This is a genomic window from Thalassospira sp. (assembly GCF_030690045.1).
Taxonomy (GTDB): domain Bacteria; phylum Pseudomonadota; class Alphaproteobacteria; order Rhodospirillales; family Thalassospiraceae; genus Thalassospira.
In genome coordinates this window covers 84519-108176 of sequence record NZ_JAUYHK010000014.1, presented here as the reverse complement: position 1 = coordinate 108176, position 23658 = coordinate 84519, and the positions used below count along the sequence as shown (strand labels likewise).

Sequence of the window (23658 nt, the reverse complement as noted above, 5' to 3'; positions counted from 1 at the left end):
AGCGCGGAGAAGGAAGAGCAAACATGAGCACAATCAATTTTTCTGTTCCGGAAACGGAAGAGAATTTAAAACCAAAAATTACGGTCATTGGCGTCGGTGGCGCCGGTGGGAACGCCGTCAACAACATGATCGCATCCGAACTTGAAGGATGTGATTTCGTCGTCGCCAATACCGACTCACAGGCCCTGATCCAGACCAGAGCCTCGCGGAAATTGCAGCTTGGCCGCAAGATCACGCAGGGTCTTGGCGCAGGCGCCCGTCCGGATGCCGGCAGTGCGGCCGCCGAAGAATCGATGGAAGAAATTCTGGCCCAGCTTGAAGGCAGCCACATGGTGTTCATCACCGCAGGCATGGGTGGCGGAACCGGCACCGGGGCCGCCCCGGTGATCGCACGCGCCGCCAAGGAAGCCGGGATTCTGACCGTTGGCGTCGTAACCAAGCCGTTTCATTTTGAAGGCACGCGCCGTATGCGCACCGCCGAGCAGGGGATCGAACAACTTCAACAATATGTTGATACCCTGATCATTATCCCGAACCAGAATTTGTTCCGGGTTGCAAATGAAAAAACTACCTTCGCAGATGCCTTTCAGATGGCCGACGATGTGTTGCGCAATGGCGTGCGGTCGATCACCGATCTGATGATGGTGCCGGGTCTGGTCAATCTTGACTTTGCCGATATTCGCACCGTCATGAGCGAAATGGGCAAGGCGATGATGGGCACAGGCGAAGCTACCGGCGAAAAACGCGCCCTTGAGGCCGCCGAAGCCGCTATTGCCAATCCGTTGCTCGAAGATGCCTCGATGAAGGGTGCACGCGCCGTTCTGATCAACATCACCGGCGGCATGGACATGGCGCTGTATGAAGTTGACGAAGCCGCCAACCGCATCCGCGAAGAAGTCGATCCCGAAGCCAACATCATTTTCGGTTCGACTTTCGATCCGAATATTGAAGGTGCGCTGCGCGTTTCCGTCGTGGCAACCGGCATTGACGCCGAAGAAGTCCGCCGTCCGAAACCGACCACCATTCCCCTGACCGGTCTTGCCGGTGGCAAAGCCGCCACCGCACAACCGGCCACTCCCTCGCTAGGTCAGTATGGCGCAACGCCACCGGCTGCCAGTGCTCCGGCACAGCAGGGCGGTTTTGCCGATGAGGGATATCAGGGGGGCGGGTCGGTCGATGAAATCCCGGCTGAACGTTTTGCCGCTACCGGCCATGCCCAGCAGCCCGGCCTTGCCAATCCGGCTGCCGACACGACTGAAACCGGTTCAATCGAACTGGGCCAGACGGTTCTGAAAACCCGTCCGGCACCACGCCCGGCCCCTCGTCCGGCACAGACAGCAACGCACCGCACCGATGACAGCGCCGATATGCAGTTCATCCCGCCGCGTGCTGCCCGTCCAAGCGATGCCGAAGCCCCCGGCCCCGATGTTTTCGAGGCCGCCGATGCCCAGAATGCCGTGCGCCCGCGTTTCAGCAATGGCATCCGCAGCCTGTTTGGCAAGGGGTCCTCGCCCGCCGGTGACCCGCATTATGATGCCCCGCGTCAGGCCGCCCCGCAGCCGCAGGCACCGGCACCGCGTCAAACCGAACTGGGTCTGGACACCGAACCATCCCCGCAACTGAAGGCCGACCCCACGGTCCGGGCGAAAACCTCGTCCGCTGCCGATGACCTTCTGGAAATCCCTGCTTTCTTGCGACGTCAGGCCAACTGACCGCAATTCTCCGCGCATAAGGGGAAAGGCTTTTGCCTTTCCCCTTTTTTAATAGGTAAATCGCCAGAAAATCTGCATAATAAATTGATTTATATGCATATTTAATCAGTTACAAAGCGTAACAAAGAGTGATTTGCCGCCTTGCGACGTCCCGGTTAGGGTGTCAGCATAACAAATGACGGTATTTCACCGTTTTAACCGGTCTTCCCAACTGAAAGCCTTTGGGGGTTAACGTGAATAACATTGCTGATATCAGCACCGCTTTTGGCGATGCGCGCGCCACAGATCAATCTGTCATCCGCCAGCGCACCCTGAAGTCCTCAATTGGCTGTGCCGGTGTTGGTCTTCATTCCGGCCATAAAATCCAGATCACCCTGCATCCGGCCCCGGCTGATCATGGCATTGTGTTTCGCCGTGTTGACCTTGCCGGTGCGCCATTGATCCCGGCCCGGTTCGACCGGGTGGTCGATACCCGTTTATGCACCTGCATCGGCGATGCCGCCACCGGCATCAAGATCGGCACGATTGAACATCTGATGGCCGCCCTTGCCGGGCAGCGCATCGACAATGCCCTGATCGACATTGATGCCGACGAAATCCCGGTGATGGATGGCAGTTCCGCCCCCTTTACCTTCCTGATCGATTGTGTTGGCGTCGAAGAACTTGACGCCCCGCGCATGGTAATCGAGGTTCTCAAACCGGTTGAAATCGAACATAACGGTTGCCGCGTTGCTGTTGAACCGGCGAACGGTTTCCATATTGATTTTGAAATTGAATTTGCCAGCAAGGCAATTGCCAACCAGCGCCTTGACGTCAGTTTTGGCGATGGCATTTTTGTCAATAATCTGGCCCGTGCCCGGACTTTCGGCTTTTTGCACGAAGTCGAAGCCATGCGCGCTGCCGGTCTTGCCCTTGGCGGGTCGCTGGACAATGCCGTTGTCCTGTCGGGCGACGAAGTGATGAACGAAGAAGGCCTTCGTTACGAAGATGAATTCGTCCGTCACAAAATTCTTGATGCGCTGGGCGATCTCTATACTGCCGGGCATCAGTTGCAGGGCAAGGTAACGGCCTATAAATCGGGCCATATGCTCAATAACATGCTGTTGCAGAAAATGTTTGCCGACGAAGACGCATGGCGTTTCATCCCGATGCGCAGCAGCCGTGCTGTCCGCCCCGAACCGGCTAGCACCCCGGTTCTTGCCACAGCCTGAAAAACATTATTTCTTTTAAAAACAGGCGGTCTTTCAAGGCCGCCTGTTTTTATTTGCGCCGATATGATGATAAAAGCCGAATTGGAGCAACACAACTACTTGCCCCCTCCCCCTGATCGCATGATATAGTCCCCGTGAAATTCGTCCTTCTGCGCCACAAATCCAAGGAACGCCCCTGTGCTTCGTTCGGCTACCCCGAAAAAAGTGATCGCAATCTGCGGCCTGACCCTGTTGCTTGCCGCCTGTGCAGGCAAGGAAGAACCGGCCTATGTTGAACGCCCGGTTTCCGAACTGTATAACAGTGCGCAGGATTTGCTGAACGCCAAGGATTATGTCAAGGCCTCCGCCGCCTTTGACGAGGTGGAACGCCAGCATCCCTATTCGGTCTGGGCAACCAAATCGCAATTGATGGCCGCCTATTCCTATTATCAAGACAATAAATACGACGACGCGATTTCAACGATTGACCGGTTTATTTCCCTGCATCCGGCCAATGCCGATGCCGCCTATGCCTATTATCTCAAGGCATTGTGCTATTACGAACAAATATCCGATGTTGGCCGCGATCAGGCGATGACGCAAAACGCCATGCAGGCGCTTGACGATGTCATCCGTCGCTTCCCCGAAAGCCAATATGCCCGCGATGCCAAACTGAAAAAAGACCTGACCGTTGACCACCTTGCCGGCAAGGAAATGAGTGTCGGCCGTTATTATCAGAAACGCGGCGAATATCTGGCGGCGATCAACCGGTTCAAATCGGTTCTGGACAATCACCAGACCACCACCCACGTTCCCGAGGCGCTGGCACGTCTGACCGAATCCTATCTGGCACTGGGTCTGGAAGGCGAGGCACAACGCACGGCATCTGTTCTGGGTCACAACTTCCCCGGCAGTGAATGGTATCAGGATTCCTATGACATGTTGCTGGGTAATGAACCCGCCGCACGCGAAGACGATTCATGGTGGCATACCGCGACCAAACCGTTGACCAACCTGTTCTGATTATTACAAACTTACCCTGCCCGCATTCATTGGTAATCCGTCCGGACAGTGACAGATTGCCAGATCAGTGATATGTGAAGGGCCTGACATGCCTGCTTCAGACTTGCTTTCGCGCGACCTGTTTTAACAACATCAGTGCCCCGCCATGCTTCGACGCCTCAGCATCCGAAATGTTGTCCTGATCGACCGGCTGGATCTTGATTTCCGCGACGGGTTAAGTGTGCTGACCGGGGAAACCGGGGCCGGTAAATCCATCCTTCTCGATTCCCTTGGCCTGGCGCTCGGCACCCGCGCCGATAGCGGCCTTGTCCGTCATGGTTGTGACAAGGCAAGTGTATCGGCGGCCTTTGGCCTGCCGCCCGGGCACCCGGCCTTTACCCTGTTGCGCGAACAGGATATCGACACCACTGACGATGAACTGGTGGTGCGTCGTATTATCACCGCCGATGGTCGGTCCCGCGCCTATATTAATGATCAACCGGTATCGGTCGGGCTTCTGCGCGATATTGGCAATTTGTGCGTTGAAATTCAGGGGCAGTTCGATCAGCACGGCCTGCTTGATCCGTCCACCCACCGCGCCACCCTTGATTCGCATGGCAATCTGGCAGCTTCGGCCCTGAATGTCCGCGAATGCTGGCGCAACTGGCGGGCGACCGAAAAGGAACTGGCAACCACACAGGCCCGTATCGACAAGGCCCGCAAGGAAGAAGAATGGCTGCGCCATGCGGTGGACGAATTGGAAAAGCTCGGCCCTGAAGAAGGCGAAGAACAACGCCTTGCCGAAGAACGCCAATTTTTGATGCATGGCGAAAAACTGATTGCCGCCCTGACCGATGCCGAAAGTGAATTGTCACGTGGCAAGGGTGCCGAAAGTGCGTTGCGATCTGCGCAGCGCCATCTGGAACGTGAAGTCCAGAAAGCCGAAGGCCGGTTTGAACCGATCATCGAGGCGCTGGACCGTGCCGCCATTGAACTGGAAGAAGCCGGACGGGCGATTGCCCGCGCCCAGGCCGACCTCAATCTGGATCCGGGCCATCAGGAAAGCGTCGAGGAACGGCTGTTTGCCCTGCGGGCGGCGGCACGCAAATATAATGTGCCGGTCGATGGCCTGAATCCGTTGATGAAAGATTTTCGCGGCCAGATCACCCAGCTTGAATTTGGGGAAAAGGAACTGGACCGCCTCAAGGCCGCCGTTCACCAACAACGCGCCACCTATGTCGCGGCAGCCGAAAAACTGCATGCCGCCCGCAAAAATGCCGCCCGCAGTCTTGATACCGCGATCAATGCCGAATTGCCGCCTCTGCGTATGGAAAAGGCCCGCTTTGTCACCGATATCCTTCTTCTGGAAGAACCGGAATGGGGTGTGGAAGGCATTGATCGCGTGCAATTCACCGTTGCCACCAATCCCGGCAGCCCGCCCGGCGCGCTCAATAAAATCGCATCGGGCGGTGAATTGTCCCGGTTTCTTCTGGCGCTCAAGGTTGTGTTGGCGCGGGTTTCTGCCGTCCCCAGCATGGTTTTTGACGAGGTTGACAGTGGTGTTGGCGGTGCCACCGCCGCCGCTATTGGCGAACGCCTGCATCGTCTGGCCGAAGAACGACAGATTTTGGTGATCACCCACAGCCCACAGGTCGCCGCCCGTGGTCGCACCCATTTCAACATCGCCAAGCGCGAAACCAATGGCGCGATGATTACCACCGTTAATGAACTGGTCGATGGCGAACGGCGCGAGGAAATCGCCCGTATGCTGGCCGGTCACAGCATCACCGCCGAAGCCCGCGCCGCCGCTGACAGCCTTCTGGACCGCGCCGGTGCGCAAGGTCTTGCCGCATCATCGTAACGGATACCCGGAAATGAACGCCGAAACCGCGCCCCCTACTTCTCTGGTTCCTGACATGCCTGCCACCGGGACCGAGGCACGTCAGCAACATGCCGACATCTCTGAGCGCATTCTTCGCTATAACGAAGCTTATTATATTCAGGATGAACCTCTGGTTCCCGATGCGCAATATGATGCCCTGTTCAATCGCCTGATCGAGCTTGAGGCGCGTTACCCGACCTTGAAGAAAAACAGCCCGACCCAGAATGTCGGCGCGGCCCCGGCCGATGGCTTTGCCAAAATCAAACATGCCCGCCCCATGCTGTCGTTGGCCAATGCCTTCTCGCGCGAGGATATTGTCGATTTTCTAGCCCGTATTCGCCGGTTTCTGAATATCGGGGCATCCTCGCCGGTTGATCTGGTGGGCGAACCGAAAATCGACGGCCTGTCCCTGTCACTGCGGTATGAAAACCGCGTTCTGGTCAGTGCCGCCACCCGTGGTGATGGCACCGAAGGCGAAGACGTCACCGCCAATGTTGCCCATATTGCCGACATCCCCAAACATTTGTCCGACGATGCCCCCGATATTCTGGAAGTGCGCGGCGAAGTCTATATGGCACGGTCCGATTTTCAGCGCCTGAACCAGACCCAGGCAGAAACCGGCGGCAAGACATTTGCCAATCCGCGTAACGCAGCGGCGGGATCGTTGCGGCAACTGGACCCGGCCATCAGCGCCAAACGCCCCTTGCGGTTTTTTGCCTACAGTTTCGGTGAATTATCCGAAAGCCTTGCCGAAACCCATTGGGATTTCATTACCAAAATTGGCGGCTGGGGCTTTGTCACCAATCCGCATACCACCCTTTTGCACACCGCCGATGACATCATGGCGTTCTATGACGAAATGGCCAATCAACGCGCAGATCTGGATTACGATATCGACGGCATTGTCTATAAGGTCAATCATTTTGAACTGCAATTGCGCCTTGGCTTTGTCAGCCGGTCACCACGCTGGGCGATTGCCCATAAATTCCCGGCAGAACAGGCAAAAACCCGCCTGCTGGCAATTGAAATCCAGGTGGGTCGCACCGGCGCCCTGACCCCGGTCGCCCGTCTGGAACCGGTCACGGTCGGCGGTGTTGTGGTGTCAAACGCCACCTTGCATAACCGCGATGAAATTGAACGGCTGGGCGTGCGGATCGGCGATCTGGTCACAGTGCAGCGCGCCGGGGATGTGATCCCGCAAATTCTGGATTTCATCCCTGAAGAACGTCCTGCGGATTCCGTCCCCTATCAGTTTCCCGATACCTGCCCGAAATGCGGCAGCCACGCCATACGCGAAGAAGGCGAGGTCGTCACGCGCTGTTCTGGCGGCCTGATTTGCCCGGCGCAGGCGGTGGAACGTCTGAAACATTTTGTCTCGCGCAACGCCTTTGACATCGAAGGCATGGGCGGCAAACATATCGAGGCATTTTTTGATCTGGGCTGGGTCACATCGCCCGCCGATATTTTCAGACTGGAAGACTCACATAGCGATGAACTGGTCAAACTTGAAGGTTGGGGTCCGAAATCCGCCGAAAACCTGTTTGCCAGTATCAATGAACGGCGCACCATCCCGCTGGACCGGTTTATCTATGCGCTTGGCATCCGGCAGATCGGGCAGGCCACGGCCAGATTGCTGGCACGGCATTACGGGTCGCTGGCACAATGGCGGCAGGCGATCCTTGATGCCCGCAATCCGGATGGAGAAGCCCTGCGCGATTTGATCAATATTGACCAGATCGGACCGGGCGTGGCCCACGACCTGATCGAATTCATGGCCGAGGATCATAACCGGGATGTTCTGGATGATTTGCAATCGGTGCTGATCATCGAAGATGTCAGCCCCCCGGTCACGGTTGAAAGCCCGGTAACCGGCAAAACCGTGGTCTTTACCGGCAAACTGGACCTGTTTTCGCGCAACGAGGCCAAGGTCAAAGCCGAACAATTGGGCGCCAAGGTTGCCGGTTCCATTTCGGCAAAAACCGATTACCTGGTTGCAGGACCGGGTGCGGGTTCCAAATTAAAGAAGGCAGAAGAACTGGGCGTGACTGTTCTTGATGAACAGGGCTGGCTTGATCTGATTGCCCCATAACATCCGCATTGCGGGAAAAAGGATAGAAAAATGGAAGACCTCAGCAGCTTTTTTCACCGCTATGCCGATGCCTATTTGCGATTTGACCCGACCTTGATGGAAGAATTTTTCCATTTCCCCTGTCTGATCAACGATCTGGGCGGGGTCCATGCCATTGCCGATGCTGACGCCCTGCGCCAATATCACATCCCGTTTTTCGCCGAACTGAAAAACGCCGACCTTGCCATGAGCAAGGCCATGCTGACCGATCAACAATCCGCCCTGCCCGGTGGCGCCCGCGCGCTGGTATCATTCCGGTTTGGCAACCGCGACAATAATCTGATTTTTGATTGCGATTATTCCTTTGCCCTGCTGCGACATGACAGCCACTGGAAAATCGTTTTCGCGCAACTGGGCGAAATCCGTTACAGTGATTTGTTCTGACGCCCCCGGCGCACCGCACGCGAAGGTTTGCCACGCACCAAAGCACCGGCAACATTGCCTGCGGCTTCGCGACCCAGGATGGCCTCGACATCCTCAATCCGGTCCAGAAATTTTAACAGACCGTATCCCTGAAAATACCTTATCCCGTGCCGGATTCCGGCGGCGATCTGATCGGTTGTTTCACAACGACATAAAATAATTCGCCCGGCAACACCGGTCGGCAAGGCCGCCAGTCCGGCTTCCAGATCGGCAACGGGTGTTGCATTCACCTTCAGAAACGCGACTAACGTCCGTTCTTCCTCACTCAGTTCCGCCAGTTCGGAAACGGGAATCCCGTCCAGCGCCATGCTGATTCCGTAATGATCAAGCCGCGCCCGGATGCCCCGACAAACCGACAGATTACTGCGCCACATCGGCAGGGCAATTTCAACCGTCATCTGGCGCACCTGTTCCATCGGCAAGGTGTCCAGCATGCGTTGAAAATTCGGGCCGACCACCCCCACCGGGTTAAGATTTAAAAAGCGTCGCCCGTGCGGGGTGCTGCGTTCCTTGGTGATATGCGACAAAACCCGGCTGTCGAGCAATTCGGTAAAACGCGCAAACATCCACGCATCCTGCAAAATCGCCTTGCCGGTGATCTGTTCCATCGCGGCGATCGAAACCCACATTTCCTCGCCAAAAACCGATGGTGCGGTATTTTTTTCAAGGTTCCAGATGGTTTGCAACCGCACATGCATCGACATGTCGGCCTGCCCGACAATCCGTTCAAGTTCGATCAATTGTCCCAACTGGGCCAGATCGGACGGGGCATCCTGATGGAAATCCGCGACATCATCCGCCGCCTGCCCGGCACCGGGCATATGACCAAGATATCCAACGCAACATTTGGCGAATTCGGGCACCTGATGTTCAAGATCAAACAGGCGACTGACCAGACTGCCATAGCGACGCGACATCAGAAAATAATTGATCTGCTCAACCAAGGCCAACATCCGGTCACACTGATCATTGGCAAAGACCAATGACACCGTATGCCCGCCCAGTCGTCTGGCCTGCAAACTGCGATTTGTCAGGCTGCGTTCTTCCAAAAACCGGATAAAGGCCTGAAACACGATCCGGCTGCGCGTCGCCGGAATCCCGGAAAAATCAAGTACGACCGAACTGTATCCCGGCTTTTGCAATCCTTCGCGCACAAGGCCATCGATCAGTTGTTGCTGGATCACCCTGTTCATGGTCAGGCCCTTTCGGAAATCGCCTCAACCTTCACCGACCGACAGCCAGTTACGGATGCCGGAAAGTCAATTTCAAGACCTTCCAATCACCAGACCAATGTATATATAATTTATTGATTGCTTATGTTTGATGTGAATCAACTGATCTTACAGTTATGACAATCATCAATTACAATAAATAAAAACGACGACTTATTGCTTCCCGGTAAAACGCAAACTCGTTATCGCCGAACTTCTGCGCCCGAAGGTTCATCGTCCGTTTCCTTGATGCCGATGTCGTTCTGCGCCGGTTTTGCCGATGGCATCCAGCGCAATGGGTGGGCCAAAAGCCGCCCCATCCCCGCCAGTGTCAGACCGTTTTTCAACAAGGCCACCCCGGCGGTGACAAAGGCAAAACCGATGATTTGCGGCAGGCTTAACACCTCACCCAACAACACCCATGCGGCAAAAAAGGTCAGGGCCGGGCCGGAAAGCGAAATCAGCGAAGCCTGCGTTGCGCCAATCCGCCGAATGCCTTCATACAGCAGGAAAAACGGAATGACCGTGCAAAAAATGGAAATGCCCGCAGTCCACAAAATGCCTTCGACAGTAAAGCCCATCGGGCGTGTGACCACCAGTTCATAGCCAATCATCCACGCCCCGGCCATGGTATTGACCAAGGCAGCAAAATGCATCGAACCAATCACCGTGATCATGCGTTGCCCGTAATAAAGATACGCCGCATAGGTCAGTGCCGAGCCAAACGCCCACAACGCCCCGACCCAAACATTATCGGCCACCGCCCCGATGCCGTCCGGTGCCACGACCAGAACCAGCCCGATATAGGTCACACCAAAACAGGCCAGTTGTCGCATCGGTGGAAATCGCCAGCGATGCAGACATTCCAGCAACAAAACAATCGCCGGAAAGGTAAACAGCACAATGCGCGATACCGTGACATCAATGATCGATACGGCGGTAAAATCGCACAGCGAAGCAGCAAAAAACAGCCCGCCATACAACAGGCCCCAACCGATATCCTGCTTTTGCATTTTGCGGTCGCCGGGCCGGTGTTTGCCAAACAGGTAAACGCCGATCCAGAAAAACGGCATGGCGATCAAAAACCGCAACAGCAACAAGCCATCCACCGTCATGCCGGTGGCATAAACATATTTCGCCAGCAACCCCTTCATGGCAAGGGCCGCCGTGGCAAGCAGCACCAGCGTCAGGGCCGATCCGGATGGTTTTACAGATGTCATGGCGGGCGGGTTCCGATCTCTCTTTATCCCTCAATCCTAGCCCGCATCAGACATTAATCAATTACAATTAAATGCTAGCAGTTATCAGTTTATTTGATATCATTAACCCCACATAAAAACACGTCCCGGAAACGTAACGGAAACCCGCCCCATGGATATCAAGCAGCTTCGCAGTTTCGTGCATATCGCCGAACTTGGCAGTCTGTCACGCGCCGCAGAACGCCTGAACCTGTCGCAACCCGCCCTCAGCCGCCAGTTGGGCCTGCTCGAAGAAACGCTCGATACCCAATTGCTCGAACGCACCGGGCGCGGGGTCAAACTGACCGAAGCCGGGCGGATGCTGGCGGAACGCGCCCGTGCCATTCTGGGCGATCTGGCAAGGCTTGAGGCCGATCTGAGCGAACGGCGCGATCAGGTGACAGGCCATGTCAATATCGGCCTTCCGCCCAGTGCGGGCATCGTCATTACCGGGATTCTGGTGGAAACCGTGCGAGAACGATACCCCGATTTGCGCCTGTCCATTGCCGAGGATCTGACCGGCGATGTTCAGGAAGGCCTGCTATCGGGGCGGATTGATGTCGGGGTTTTGCATGATGGCATGATTTCGCGCAGCCTGCATGCCGAACCGCTCTGGCGCGAGGATCTGTTTCTGATTTCGCATCCTTCGCTGGTGCCGGAAAATGCCTTTGATATCGATTTTGAAGATGTTCTTGGCCTGCCCCTGATCATGCCAACCCCCAAACACGGCCTGAGGGCCAAAATGCAGGAAGCCGCCTTTCGCGCCGGTCGCCCCCTGATCCCGGTGGTAGAAGCCGATGCGTTGCGGGTTCTGGTTGATCTGGTTCATCGCGGACTGGGCCATACGGTTTTGCCGCGCAGTTCGCTGGTCTCGGACCTGTCAACCGGGCGGCTCAAGGCACGGCGCATCATCAATCCGCAAATGTCGCGCAAGGTAATGCTGTCATGGTTGCAGGAACGCCCGCTTAGCGCCGGGGCGCAGGCGGTGATCAACACCTTGCGCGAACTGGCCGGAACCTTGCCGATGGCCGATAAAAGGCAAAACTGAAAATCCCGGCGCAAAACATCGCGCCGGGATCAATATCCGGGATCAACGATCAGACTTCTGCATCGGCATTCGAGGATTGCCGCCAGATATTCAAACCGCCATCGGTGGCGTATTTGTCGATTTCGGTCAGTTCATCGAGTGAAAATGACAGATTTTTCAACGCATCAAGGCTGTCATCAAGCTGTTCCACCGTCCGCGCCCCAATCAGCGCCGATGTGATTTCCGGGCGTCGCAACACCCAGGCAATCGCCATTTGCGCCAGACTTTGCCCGCGCTGCTGCGCGATATCGTTCAGCTTTTTCACCCGTGCCAGATTTTCATCACTCAGCATTTCCGGGCGGAAAGACGGCGCACGGGCGGCGCGTGCCTGATCGGGCACCCCGTTCAGATATTTGCTGGTCAACAATCCCTGTGCCAGCGGCGAAAAGGCAATACATCCCATGCCGAGCTCACCCAGCGTTTCCAGCAATCCATCCTCGACCCAGCGATTAAGCATCGAATAGGACGGCTGATGAATGATGCAGGGCGTGCCAAGGTCTTTCAGGATTGCCTGCGCCTTTCGGGTCATTTCCGGGGAATAGGACGACAGGCCGACATATAATGCCTTGCCCTGACGCACCACCTGATCAAGGGCCCCCATGGTTTCGGCCAACGGCGTTTCCGGATCGACCCGGTGCGAATAGAAAATATCGACATAATCGATCCCCATCCGTTTCAGGCTTTGATCCAGACTGGAAATCAGATATTTGCGCGATCCCCATTCCCCATAAGGACCGGGCCACATGCGATAACCGGCCTTGGTCGAAATCACCAGTTCATCGCGATGGGCGCGGAAATCCTTTTGCAGGATCACCCCAAAATTTTCCTCGGACGATCCGGCGGGCGGGCCATAATTATTGGCAAGATCAAAATGCGTCACCCCGCAGTCAAAGGCACGGCGCACCATGGCACGCTGATTTTCAAACGGATCAATCCCGCCAAAATTCTGCCACAAGCCAAGGGTGATCGGCGGCAGTTTCAACCCGCTGCGCCCACACCGGTTATAGGATGCTGTTTCGTACCGTGCCGCGTCCGGCAACCAGCCTTCTTGCAACGATGCCATTTTTTCCTCCTGATATTTTTAAAAATCCCCGATCATCCGCCCGGAATTGAATCGATCCAATATTCTATTGATACGCCATCAATTGCCCTGCTGTCAGCGCCGAAATCAAAAAGGCCACCCGATATCCGGATGGCCTTTGAAGGGAATGCTGTATGGTCAGGCTGTCGGACGACATAGCGGGGCCGTCGCCTTTTGCAGCCACAAACGATGATCTTCGTCCAGATCATCGGCATACATGCCATAGACTTGGGCATGATAATCATTCAGCCATTTCAATTCGTCATCTTCCAGCAACGCCACATCAATCAGGCGGCGTTCAATCGGGGAAAAGGTCAGGGTTTCAAAACCCAGCATCGGGCGATCCGCACCGGACGGGGCCTTGATTTCGGTTACCGCCATCAGGTTTTCAATGCGGATGCCATATTCGCCTTCCTTGTAGTATCCCGGTTCGTTCGACAGGATCATGCCCGGTTTCAGGGCGATGGTATTGGCCGCCTTGGAAATCCGCGCCGGTCCTTCGTGAACGCCCAGATAACTGCCAACCCCGTGCCCGGTGCCATGATCATAATCCAGCCCCGCCGCCCACAGGGGCGCACGCGCGATGGTGTCAAGCTGCTGACCGGTGGTGCCGACCGGGAAAATCGCCCGCGCCAACGCAATATGCCCTTTCAAAACCCGCGTGAAGCGGTCCCGGTGTTCATCGGACGGTGTGCCGACGATGGTGGTGCGGGTGATATCGGTGGTGCCGTCCAGATATTGCCCGCCGGAATCAATCAGGAAAATCTCGCCGGGTTGCAGTTTGCGATTGGTTTCCGGGGTACAACGATAATGGCACAATGCCCCATTGGGGCCGCTGCCGGGAATGGTGGTAAAACTGCTGCCGCGAAACAGCGGGTCTTCGGCGCGCAAGGCCAACAATTTTGCCGCCGCCCCTTCTTCATCAAGATCACCCTGTGCCACCGCATTTTCCAGCCAGGCAAAATAACGGATGATTTTCTGACCATCTCGGCAATGGGCGCGGCGCGATCCTTCCAGTTCCACCTCGTTCTTGCAGGCCTTGGGCAAGGCAACCGGATCGCGCCCGACCCGGACCGTCGCGCCGGCATCAAGCAATTGCAACCGGAACCAGTCCGCCCCCGTCGCATCATCCAGCCGCACCGATATATTGCCAAGGGCACGCAGCGCAGCAGTCAGTTCACCGGGATGGCGCAGATTGGCATCCCCCCGCAGCCAATTTTTGCTTTCTTCGGGGAATTTGCGTTCATCCATAAATACATCCACCGACCCGTCGCCAAAAATAATGGCATAGCCCAGCGCCAGCGGCGTTTGCGGCACATCACCACCGCGAATATTAAGCAACCACGCCAGACTGTCCGGGGCCGAAATAATCGCTGCTTCGCATTCCAGCGTGCTCAGACTCCGGGCGATTTGCATGCGTTTGTCATGGCTGGATTTCCCGGCATGGGCCATCGCCTGCGGGCGGACCGGGGCAACGGGCATGGCGGGTTGATGATCCCACAGGGCATCAATCGGATTGGGGTCAATCGCCACCAGTTCCGCCCCCACTCCCTCGCAGGCTTCGCGCAATTGCGTTGCCTGTTTGACCGTATGGACCCACGGATCATAGGCCAGTTTCTGTCCGGGCTTCAGATGATCATGAATCCAGCCAACCGGCGGTTCATCGACCAGATGGCGGTATTCATACAAATCACGATCCACCTGTTGGCGGACCTGAATGGTATAGCGGCCATCGACAAAAATCGCGGCGGCATTTTGCATCACCACCGCCGCCCCCGCCGAGCCGGTAAAGCCGGTCAGCCATGCCAGACGTTCGGCGCGGGCCGGAACATATTCACCCTGATGTTCATCGGCACGCGGAATGACAAATCCCTCGATTCCCTTGGCCGCCAGATAGGCCCGCAAACGCGAAAGCCGGTCTTGAGCATTGAAATGGTCTTTGGCCTGCCAGAAAGACGGGGCGCGTTCCGCACGCGCAGCCAGTAATTCCACCTTCAATTCATCGCTGACATCGGTGCCCAGCAGATCAAACCAGTCGGTCCGGCTGGTGCCGTCGGCACTGGCAAGAATACCGTCGATCAGATCGATAACGCCGGTCACGTCCCGGTTTACGCGGTCGCGTTTCAGCAAACCGGCAAGATGTGCTTCGCCCGAATAGGTCATATAGGTCCTCATATTGCTGCCTGCCAGCCCGCCGGGATCGGGCGGACGCCTAAGGGATTTTGCTTATTGTATACAATCCATCCTGCCGGAAATCAAACCCGCGATCAGCGTTTCTGCATGGATATATCCAAGCCATGTTCAGGAGGTATGCATGCCCTGCATTACTGGCAATGCACAAATTAACGATTTTTTATTATGACAGGGAAGTGACAAAAAAATGTCCAGTCGGGACATTAATTTGCAGGAGAAAATGCTCGGTGGTCCGTTTTCCGATTACTGCCCAAAGTGTTCATCAATCGCGTCGTCGCCAGACAGCCTATGACGGCCTTGAGTGCCTTTCCCAAAAGGAACGTATTGCGCTCGGCTTTGAAACAGGTTCCGCCCAACTGGGGTCTGACGCCAAATTGATGACCAGTCCGGACAGTGAAGCCGTTCGCGGCATCTGAAACAACGGATCAGTTCCCGCCCGACCGTTTTTTGCTGCGTGATTGATGGCTCGCGAGATTGAGGTTCACAATCTTCGTGATTTTTTTGTTTCTTCCCTCTGAAACGGCCCCGCTTCCCTAGCGGGGCCGTTTCTTTTTGCGCAACCGGCATCGCCCTGCCATGATCGGTAAAACATAGATCATCATGGGGAATGCGAAAATGTCCAAAACCGTTCTGATCACCGGTGGTTCACGCGGCATCGGTCGCGCCACCGCCCTTCTATGCGCACAGCAGGGCTGGAACATCATTTTCAGCTATGTCGGCAATCCCGACGCCGCACAGGAAACCCGCACCGCCTGCGAACAGGCCGGGGCAAAGGTTATCTCGCATCGCTGTGACGTGACATCCGAAACCGATGTCATCGCCCTTTTTGCCGCCGGGATTAAAAGTTTTGGCCGTATTGATGCGGTGGTCAACAATGCCGGGATCGTCGCCCCGGCGGCCAGACTGGCCGATATGGACATCGCCCGCATGAAATCGGTTTTTGATACCAATGTTCTGGGGGCCTATCTGGTGGCACGCGAAACCGCCCGCCATATGTCAAAAAGCCGGGGTGGCGCAGGCGGAACACTGGTCAATATGTCCTCGATGGCCGCCCGGCTGGGATCGCCTGGCGAATATGTCGATTACGCGGGCAGCAAAGGGGCGATAGATGCCATGACCATTGGTCTGGCCCGTGAACTGGGCCCCGAAGGCATTCGGGTCAACGCCATCCGCCCCGGCATCATCGATACCGACATTCATGCCAGCGGCGGCCGCCCGGATCGCGCCCACGAACTGGGCCCGACCTGCCCGCTGGGTCGCGCCGGTACGGCTCGCGAAGTCGCCGACAGTGTGATCTGGCTGGTCGGCGACCAGTCATCCTTTGTGACCGGCGCGATTATTGATGTATCGGGTGGACGTTAACCCACCACCAGCGTCGTCCAGTTTTCAACCGGAAACCGTTTGATCAGGTTCAGTCCGACATCGCGATAGGCTGACAGAACAAACTGTTCCTGATGCGACAACAGGCCCGACAACACCACAACGCCGCCATCAGCAAGCGTTGATGTTAAATCGCGGGCCATATGGCGCAACGGACGGGCCAGAATATTGGCACAAATAATATCGTAAAACCCGGCATGGCGAATGCGGGTATCGGCAAAACCGTTGGAATGCAGGGCCGTAACCAGATCGGAAATACCGTTGATTTTGGCGTTTTCACGCGCCACCCGCACCGATGCCGGATCAATATCGGCCATCATCACCGGACAGCGCCAGATTTTCGCACATCCCATGCCCAGAATGCCCGATCCGCATCCCATATCAAGGGCATTGCGCCGTTTGCCCTGCTTTGCCAGCCAGTCGATGGCGGCCAGGCAGCCCTTGGTGGTTTGATGTTCGCCCGATCCAAACGCCAGACCGGCATCGACCTGCAAACCGATTTTCGCCAGTGGCAAATCGCCATCCCAATGCGAGCCGTGCACATAAAACCGCCCAACCGAAATCGGCTTGAAACTGCGCAGATTTTCGCTGACCCAATCTTTGGGTTCGTAACTGCCATAATGGACGACCGGAACAGAAACCCCCATCGCCCCCGCCATCAGCGACAGGGCCGTTTCAACGGCAACCTTGTCAATCTCGGTGCCCGAAAATCCTTCGATCCGCCACGGCGCATCCGGGTCGCCCGGTCGTTCAAAATGCGACAGGGCATCACAATGATCATACAGCACGTCGGAAAAGACGCTGGCATAAGCCCCGTCAATCTCGAAAGTGAAATTATAGCAGCGTACGGTTTCGCTCATGGCTTCTCTCGCTTGGGCGGCAACACCGCCATTCTGATAATATAGTCTGATAAACAATCCGCCGGGATTAGCCCGGCAAAATGAAACTGTCGACCACCTTTTTCAGTCCGGCATCGCGAAAATCAATTTCCAGCTTGTTGCCTTCAACGGCACGGACCGTGCCGGGGCCGAATTTGCGATGTTTGACCGCATCGCCGACCTTGTATTTCGCCGAACCGGAACTGCTGATATTATAGGATTTTTCCCCATCCGACGGCACATCAATAATCTTGCTGCGCATCCGTCCCTGCCAGCCGGTACTGGCAAAACGCCGTTCGGATGCTTGTGATGCTGATGCCGTGCCGCTTTCGGACCAGGACGGCATTTTCATCCAGTCATCTGCCCCCCACGCACCGGGCGAAACCGCGCCACGTCCGCCCGAAAGCCCGGTATCGCTGGTGCGTTCGATATGGTCTTCAGGCAATTCATCGATAAAGCGCGACGGCAAGGCGCTTTGCCATTGATTGTAAATGCGGCGATTGGCGGCATAGGCCACGGTGGCGCGTTTCCGCGCCCGTGTGATGCCGACATAGGCCAGACGGCGTTCTTCCTCCAACCCCTTGATGCCACTTTCATCCATCGCACGCTGATGGGGGAAAACGCCTTCTTCCCAGCCGGGCAAAAAGACATAATCAAATTCAAGACCCTTGGCGGCATGCAGCGTCATCAGGGTGATTTTTTCGCGTTCGTCCGACTGGTCATTTTCCATCACCAGCGACACATGTTCCAGAAACACCGTCAGATTCTCGAACTCGCCAATCGCCGATACCAATTCCTTGAGGTTTTCCAGCCGCCCCGGCGCATCGGGTTCGCGGGCCTGTTGCCACATTTCGGTATAGCCGCTTTCATCCAGAACGATTTGCAACACATCGACATGGGATTTTTCCGCCAGCATCGCCCGCCAGCGATCAAAATCATCCAGCAACCCGCCCAGCGTCTGCCGCATCTTGGGCTTTAAATCCTCGGTGCCCAGCAATTCCCGCACCGCGATGGGCAACGAGACCGACCGGTCGCGGGAATATTGATGCAACATCTGCAAGGTTGCCTTGCCGATACCGCGTTTGGGCACATTGACAATGCGCTCAAAGGCCAAACTGTCATCGGGTTGCGCCACCATGCGGATATAGGCCAGCGCATCGCGAATTTCCTGGCGTTCATAAAACCGCGGCCCGCCAATCACACGGTAAGGAATGCCCAGCGTGATCAGACGTTCTTCAAATTCGCGGGTCTGAAACCCGGCACGAACCAGAACAGCCATGCGCGATGCCCCGATGCCCTCACGTTGCAGGGCCTCGACATCCTCTCCGACCAGCCGCGCCTCGGCCTCGCCATCCCACACACCCTTGACCTGCACCTTGTCGCCATGGTCAAGCTCGGTCCATAATTCCTTGCCCAGACGGCCTTCATTATGGGTAATCAGGGTGGAGGCCGCCGCCAGAATATGCGGCGTGGACCGGTAATTCTGTTCCAGCCGAACCACTTTGGCACCGGGAAAATCCTGATCAAACCGCAAGATATTGCCGACCTCGGCCCCGCGCCAGCTATAGATCGCCTGATCGTCATCACCGACACAGCAAATATTGTGATGCGCCATCGCCAGGGCACGCAACCACAAATATTGCGCAACATTGGTATCCTGATATTCATCAACCAGAATATAGCGGAAACTGTTCTGATATTGCCGCAGAATTTCCGGATTCTGTTGAAACAGCGTCAGGCAATGCAACAGCAAATCGCCAAAATCTGCCGCATTGAGCACCGCAAGACGGTCCTGATAAATCCGGTATAGTTCCTTGCATCGCCCATTTGCAAATTCGCTGGTTTCTGTCACCCGGTCGGGTGTCTGACCGCGATCTTTCCAGCGCTGGATAATCCCCATCAATTGCTTGGCAGGCCATTTTTTGGCATCGATCTGTTCGGCATCCAGAATTTGTTTCAGCAGCCGCACCTGATCGTCGGAATCCAGGATGGTGAAATTCGGTTTCAGACCGATCAGCTCTGCATGGCGGCGCAACAGCCGGGCCGCCAGCGAATGAAACGTACCCAGCCACCATCCTTCCACCGGACGGCCCAGCGCGCTTGCCACCCGTTCCTGCATTTCCCTGGCCGCACGGTTGGTAAAGGTCACGGCAAGGATTTGTTGCGGATGCAGATATTCCGGGGCGCCAGATTTGCTTTGCAGCAAATGCGCCAGCCGGGTTGTCAAAACCCGCGTCTTGCCGGTGCCCGCCCCGGCCAGCACCAGAAGCGGCCCGTCCAGGGTTTCCACCGCCGCCCGCTGTTCCGGATTCAGATTGGCAAGATAATCGGGTGCCGGGCGGTCCCCGGCAACAGGACCGCTATCCAGCCGCATGTCGGGGGCGGCACTGCCTTCATCAATTTCAAAAGGATCATTCATCATGGCCGCATATATAGCATGCCCGCCATCTTGAACCAGTACGCGATTGCGATTTGAGGCAACAAAAACGGGTTACCCGATACCCGGTAAAAAATGCCGGGTGGACTGACTTCATCCTGCTTTATAACCACTTTCCAATCCCTTGCCCCTGTCAAACCACCTGCCAGCCCCAACTGGTTTGAAAATTGCTTGGATTTCGGATGCCTGACGAACCGGTACGTTATCCCGGCAAATCATGCCCTTGGCCATGCGGGTGATGTCCGGTCTGATCAGGTTTCGTGTCTTTGATTTATAGGGGATATCGAATGACGAGTGGTATCAGTTCTCTGAGTTCCGGCATGCAGATTTATGCAAGCCAGCGTTCCGGGACAACCGCCCTCGGTGCTATCGAAGAGATCGCAGGTTTTGGCGCAGGAAGTGCCGCATCCGGGGCGCAATATACGACGGCAACATCCGGTTCGGATAATGCCGTCAGCTTTTCCGAACAGCTTTCCGAAGCCATGCGGGTCGCCATGTTGCAATTTCAGGAAAGCGACGACACGGACAAATCCGACGGTTTGCCTGATGCCCGTGACATGTTCGCAAATCTTGACAGCGACGGCGACGGTTTGCTCAGCAAGGAAGAATTCCTGGCAGGCAAGCCCGATGGTGTCAGTGATGAACAGGCCGAAAATCTGTGGAACCGGATGGCAGGCGATGATGCCACCTCCATCGGGGAAAATGATTTCCTGACGGCCATGGCATTGCGCCCGCCCGCCGCCGCTTCATCCGATGCGGCTGAAGAAGACAGCCTTGCCGGTCTTGACGGTGTGTCTGGCGAGGAAGAGGAAGAACAGCAATATCACCCGCTTGATATCGACCGGGATGGTACGGTCAGTCTGGTGGAATTGCTGACAGCACAGACTACCAGCGCCACGTTGAACCCTGCGGATTCCACCCAGAAACAGGGCGGCAACAATTCATCTGCGGTTCATCTTGATAACCGCCTGATGGCACAATTGATGTCCACCGGCGGTATGACGCAAGCCAGCAACCTTGCCGCTGCGGCCTGAACATGATCTCACCCCGGGAACACATATTTGCGTTTCCGGGGTGAGGATTGAAAACATTTTAAAATTTCTGCGCCAGTTTTTCCTGCCCTGTCCGTGAGAACAGATAGCCGACGGTGTGTCCCCCTAAGCAATCCGTCGGCCTGACATCTTTTGCCGGGCTCCCCAAGCGCCCGGCAAAAGACCCCGCAGGCAGACAGGAGCATATCGTCATGAGCAGCATCGACAGCCTCGGCAGCAGCAGCCTTGCACAAATTCTGGCAAGTCAGCGCACCACAAGCAGTTCGGGCATCGAAGCGATCGAAGGCATTTCCGCCTTTGACAGCAATACATCATCGGGCACAACCAGCAGCAGCGACACCACAATCGCCGCCGACACCGCCCTTACCTCCACCGAACAGCTTTCAGAAACCCTGAAGGCCGCCCTGCTGGCCTTGCAGGAAAGCGATTCCGGCAGCGCCACCGATAGCGACAGCGAATCCTCCTTTGCAAAAGACATGTTTGCCTCGCTTGATACCGATGCCGATGGCACCCTGACCAAAGAAGAATTTCTGGCCGGAAAGCCGGATGATGTTAGTGATGAACAGGCTGAAAACCTGTGGTCGCAAATCGCCGGTTCGGATGCCCGAAGCATGGATGAAGCCAGTTTTACCACTGCAATGTCGGCAACGCCCGCACCGCCTGCATCATCGGATGACAGCAGCAGCACATCTGGTGGCGGAAGTAGCAGCAGTTCTTCGGAAAATTATGATCCGCTTGATACCAACAAAGACGGCGTAGTCAGCCTTGAAGAACGCATGGCTGGCAATGGCAGCGGTGAAGACCAAAGCGGCCTTGGCACCAAGGTAATGGCGCAACTGATGGCATCGCTGGACGCCGCCTGATCAGTTAAACAGTTTGGGCGGCGCATCGCCGCGTTCTTCGCCCTGAATTTCCAGAAGGGCGCGGTGATAGGCCATCATCGCGTCCTTTTCATGGACAAAGCCGACCACAAGCCGGTCTTCGGCGTTGGAAATCACCGGCAAATGTTCTTCGCCCGATTGTTCCATCAGTTTGATTGCACTTTCGATACTGTCATCGGGCAGCAAAACCGGCGGTTTGATCCGCGCCACCTGCCCGGCGGTAACTTCATCGCCAATATCGGGATTAAAGGCCGCATGACGCAAATCGGCCAGCGTGATCGTACCATGCAATCGGCCGCCGTCATCGATCACAAACAATTCGCCATACGGCGCATCGACCAGTTTGCCGCGAATAGCCGGAATACCTTCGGACAGGGTAACCGTCTGGTATTTTTCATCCATGATATCGGCGACCTTCATCGTCCGCAGCAGATTGACCTCGCGGCCCCAGCGCGTATTCAGACCCCGGCATTGTAACTGCCAGGCAAAGAACGACCCGTGGCGGCTTTGATCGACAATCACCGATGCCACGACCGAGGCCACCATCACCGCCATCGTCAATTGATAATCGCCGGTCAGTTCGAATATGATCAGGGTGGTGGAAATCGGCGCACCCAGCATGGCGGCGGCCACCGCCCCCATCCCGACCAGCGTATAGGCCCCGTGGCCCGATGACAGATGCGGGAAAATTTCGGTAGCCGTCACCCCGAATGCCCCGCCCAGCATCGCGCCCAGAAACAGGGCCGGGCTGAAAATCCCGCCCGCAAAACCAAGCCCGATACACACCACAATCATTGCCGCCTTGGCAAACAGCAATTCCATCAAAAATGACCAGGAATAAGCCTGATACAGCGCATCATTCATCGCGCCATACCCCACCCCGACAATCTGCGGATAGCGAATGGCAACAATCCCGACCAAAGCCCCGGCAATGGCTGGTTGCAGCCAGCCCGGCAGCCGCGCCCATCCGGCAACCCCGCGCACCACCGGAATCGAACGGATCACCAGAATGGCACAAATGCCCGCCATCACCCCCAACAGGGCAAAGGCCGGAAATTCCAGAAAGGATTCGATGCGATAGGACGGAATCAAAAAGGCGACATCGCTGCCATAAAACAACCGGCTGATGATGGTGCCGGTCACCGAGGCCAGGACAATCGGCGCAAAGGCCGTAATGGCATAATGACCCAGCACCACTTCGTGAGCAAACAGCGCCCCGGCTATCGGCGCATTGAAGGATGCCGCCACCGCCGATGCCACGCCACAACCCAACAATGTGCGCGACGCCCCGCGCCGCAAATGCAGAATCCGCGCCAGCCACGCCCCGAATGTCGCCCCCATATGGACCACCGGTCCTTCACGACCCAGCGATGACCCGGTGCCCAGCGACACCATGCTGGCAAAGGCCGCCTTGACCCCGCACCGGGACGACATCCGCGCATCATGAAATGCCACGGCATCAACCACATCGACCACACCGTGCGGTCGTTTCCCTGGCAGAAAATAATGGATGAACAACCCGACAAACAACCCGCCCAGCGTCGGCACCAAAATCAGATGCCATGCGGGCAGAGTCGCCAGAAATCCATGCACCGATTCACGGGCCGACCCGAATGTCAGTCCCTGTATCAGCAACAATCCTTCGCGAAACAGGATGGTGCCCGCCCCGGCCATCGCGCCAACGACAAGGGCCAGGATCGACAACACAAGCTGTTCACTGCGCAAAATACGCCGCAAATGACCAACCAGCATATTTGATTTCAGCAGATTCCGGGCCAAAACAAGGATCCGTTACGAAACATGAAAAACCACAAGACCATCATCATGCCAAAGCCTTGCCAATAAAAGGTAAAGCTTTTCAAAGGTCGATGGTTCCCCTTTGC

Annotated in this window: 18 protein-coding genes; 11 read left to right on the top strand and 7 right to left on the bottom strand. The window is 56.4% G+C overall.

The window, feature by feature from the left end; translation table 11 throughout:
- The first annotated feature begins 23 nt into the window (after positions 1-23).
- From ftsZ to Q8O73_RS10935, 6 genes are all read left to right on the top strand, one after another.
- Positions 24-1712 (top strand): cell division protein FtsZ, encoded by a 1689-nt coding sequence (ftsZ, locus tag Q8O73_RS10960; RefSeq protein WP_305558197.1) that lies wholly within the window; start codon positions 24-26, stop codon positions 1710-1712.
- Positions 1713-1945: 233 nt separating this feature from the next.
- Positions 1946-2923, top strand: coding sequence for a UDP-3-O-acyl-N-acetylglucosamine deacetylase (gene lpxC, locus Q8O73_RS10955; protein ID WP_305558196.1), 978 nt, complete (start codon positions 1946-1948; stop codon positions 2921-2923).
- A 177-nt stretch (positions 2924-3100) separates the two neighbouring features.
- Complete coding sequence (locus Q8O73_RS10950; RefSeq protein ID WP_305558195.1) at positions 3101-3925, top strand: outer membrane protein assembly factor BamD; 825 nt, start codon at positions 3101-3103, stop codon at positions 3923-3925.
- Positions 3926-4070: 145 nt separating this feature from the next.
- Positions 4071-5765 (top strand): DNA repair protein RecN, encoded by a 1695-nt coding sequence (gene recN, locus Q8O73_RS10945; RefSeq protein WP_305558194.1) that lies wholly within the window; start codon positions 4071-4073, stop codon positions 5763-5765.
- Between the two features lie 43 nt (positions 5766-5808).
- Positions 5809-7875 carry an NAD-dependent DNA ligase LigA gene (gene ligA, locus Q8O73_RS10940; RefSeq protein WP_371135080.1) on the top strand — a complete coding sequence of 689 codons (2067 nt, stop codon included), beginning with the start codon at positions 5809-5811 and terminating at the stop codon, positions 7873-7875.
- 30 nt (positions 7876-7905) lie between these two features.
- Positions 7906-8298: a hypothetical protein gene (locus Q8O73_RS10935; protein WP_305558192.1), complete on the top strand. Its 393-nt coding sequence runs from the start codon at positions 7906-7908 to the stop codon at positions 8296-8298.
- Here the strand turns inward: Q8O73_RS10935 and Q8O73_RS10930 are convergent.
- The gene (locus Q8O73_RS10930; protein ID WP_305558191.1) at positions 8280-9530 is read right to left on the bottom strand and encodes a hypothetical protein; all 1251 of its coding nucleotides are present in this window, start codon (positions 9528-9530) and stop codon (positions 8280-8282) included. The genes Q8O73_RS10935 and Q8O73_RS10930 overlap by 19 nt on opposite strands.
- 221 nt (positions 9531-9751) lie before the next feature.
- Entirely contained in the window at positions 9752-10768 is a 1017-nt protein-coding gene (locus Q8O73_RS10925) for a DMT family transporter (protein WP_305558190.1), read from the bottom strand.
- A gap of 151 nt (positions 10769-10919) precedes the next feature.
- Between Q8O73_RS10925 and Q8O73_RS10920 the strand changes: the two genes are divergently transcribed.
- Positions 10920-11834 carry a LysR family transcriptional regulator gene (locus tag Q8O73_RS10920; RefSeq protein WP_305558189.1) on the top strand — a complete coding sequence of 305 codons (915 nt, stop codon included), beginning with the start codon at positions 10920-10922 and terminating at the stop codon, positions 11832-11834.
- A gap of 49 nt (positions 11835-11883) precedes the next feature.
- On the opposite strand, the gene mgrA is transcribed toward Q8O73_RS10920, so the two are convergent.
- On the bottom strand, positions 11884-12936 hold the full coding sequence (gene mgrA / locus Q8O73_RS10915) for an L-glyceraldehyde 3-phosphate reductase (protein WP_305558188.1): 1053 nt from the start codon (positions 12934-12936) through the stop codon (positions 11884-11886).
- Positions 12937-13092: 156 nt separating this feature from the next.
- On the bottom strand, positions 13093-15117 hold the full coding sequence (locus Q8O73_RS10910) for an aminopeptidase P family protein (protein ID WP_305558187.1): 2025 nt from the start codon (positions 15115-15117) through the stop codon (positions 13093-13095).
- Positions 15118-15374: 257 nt separating this feature from the next.
- Between Q8O73_RS10910 and Q8O73_RS10905 the strand changes: the two genes are divergently transcribed.
- Together Q8O73_RS10905 and Q8O73_RS10900 are read left to right on the top strand one after the other, a co-directional pair.
- Entirely contained in the window at positions 15375-15563 is a 189-nt protein-coding gene (locus Q8O73_RS10905) for a hypothetical protein (RefSeq protein WP_305558186.1), read from the top strand.
- Between the two features lie 199 nt (positions 15564-15762).
- Positions 15763-16509: an SDR family oxidoreductase gene (locus Q8O73_RS10900; RefSeq protein WP_305558185.1), complete on the top strand. Its 747-nt coding sequence runs from the start codon at positions 15763-15765 to the stop codon at positions 16507-16509.
- Here Q8O73_RS10900 and Q8O73_RS10895 read toward each other — a convergent pair.
- Positions 16506-17387: a 50S ribosomal protein L11 methyltransferase gene (locus tag Q8O73_RS10895; RefSeq protein ID WP_305558184.1), complete on the bottom strand. Its 882-nt coding sequence runs from the start codon at positions 17385-17387 to the stop codon at positions 16506-16508. The genes Q8O73_RS10900 and Q8O73_RS10895 overlap by 4 nt on opposite strands.
- Before the next feature lie 67 nt (positions 17388-17454).
- On the bottom strand, positions 17455-19824 hold the full coding sequence (locus tag Q8O73_RS10890; protein WP_305558324.1) for an ATP-dependent helicase: 2370 nt from the start codon (positions 19822-19824) through the stop codon (positions 17455-17457).
- A gap of 305 nt (positions 19825-20129) precedes the next feature.
- Here Q8O73_RS10890 and Q8O73_RS10885 point away from each other — a divergent pair, with 305 nt between their 5' ends.
- Positions 20130-20876 carry a hypothetical protein gene (locus Q8O73_RS10885; RefSeq protein ID WP_305558183.1) on the top strand — a complete coding sequence of 249 codons (747 nt, stop codon included), beginning with the start codon at positions 20130-20132 and terminating at the stop codon, positions 20874-20876.
- A 209-nt stretch (positions 20877-21085) separates the two neighbouring features.
- Positions 21086-21757, top strand: coding sequence for a hypothetical protein (locus tag Q8O73_RS10880; RefSeq protein ID WP_305558182.1), 672 nt, complete (start codon positions 21086-21088; stop codon positions 21755-21757).
- Here the strand turns inward: Q8O73_RS10880 and Q8O73_RS10875 are convergent, their stop codons facing one another.
- Positions 21758-23554 carry a chloride channel protein gene (locus Q8O73_RS10875; RefSeq protein ID WP_305558181.1) on the bottom strand — a complete coding sequence of 599 codons (1797 nt, stop codon included), beginning with the start codon at positions 23552-23554 and terminating at the stop codon, positions 21758-21760.
- Positions 23555-23658: the final 104 nt, after the last annotated feature.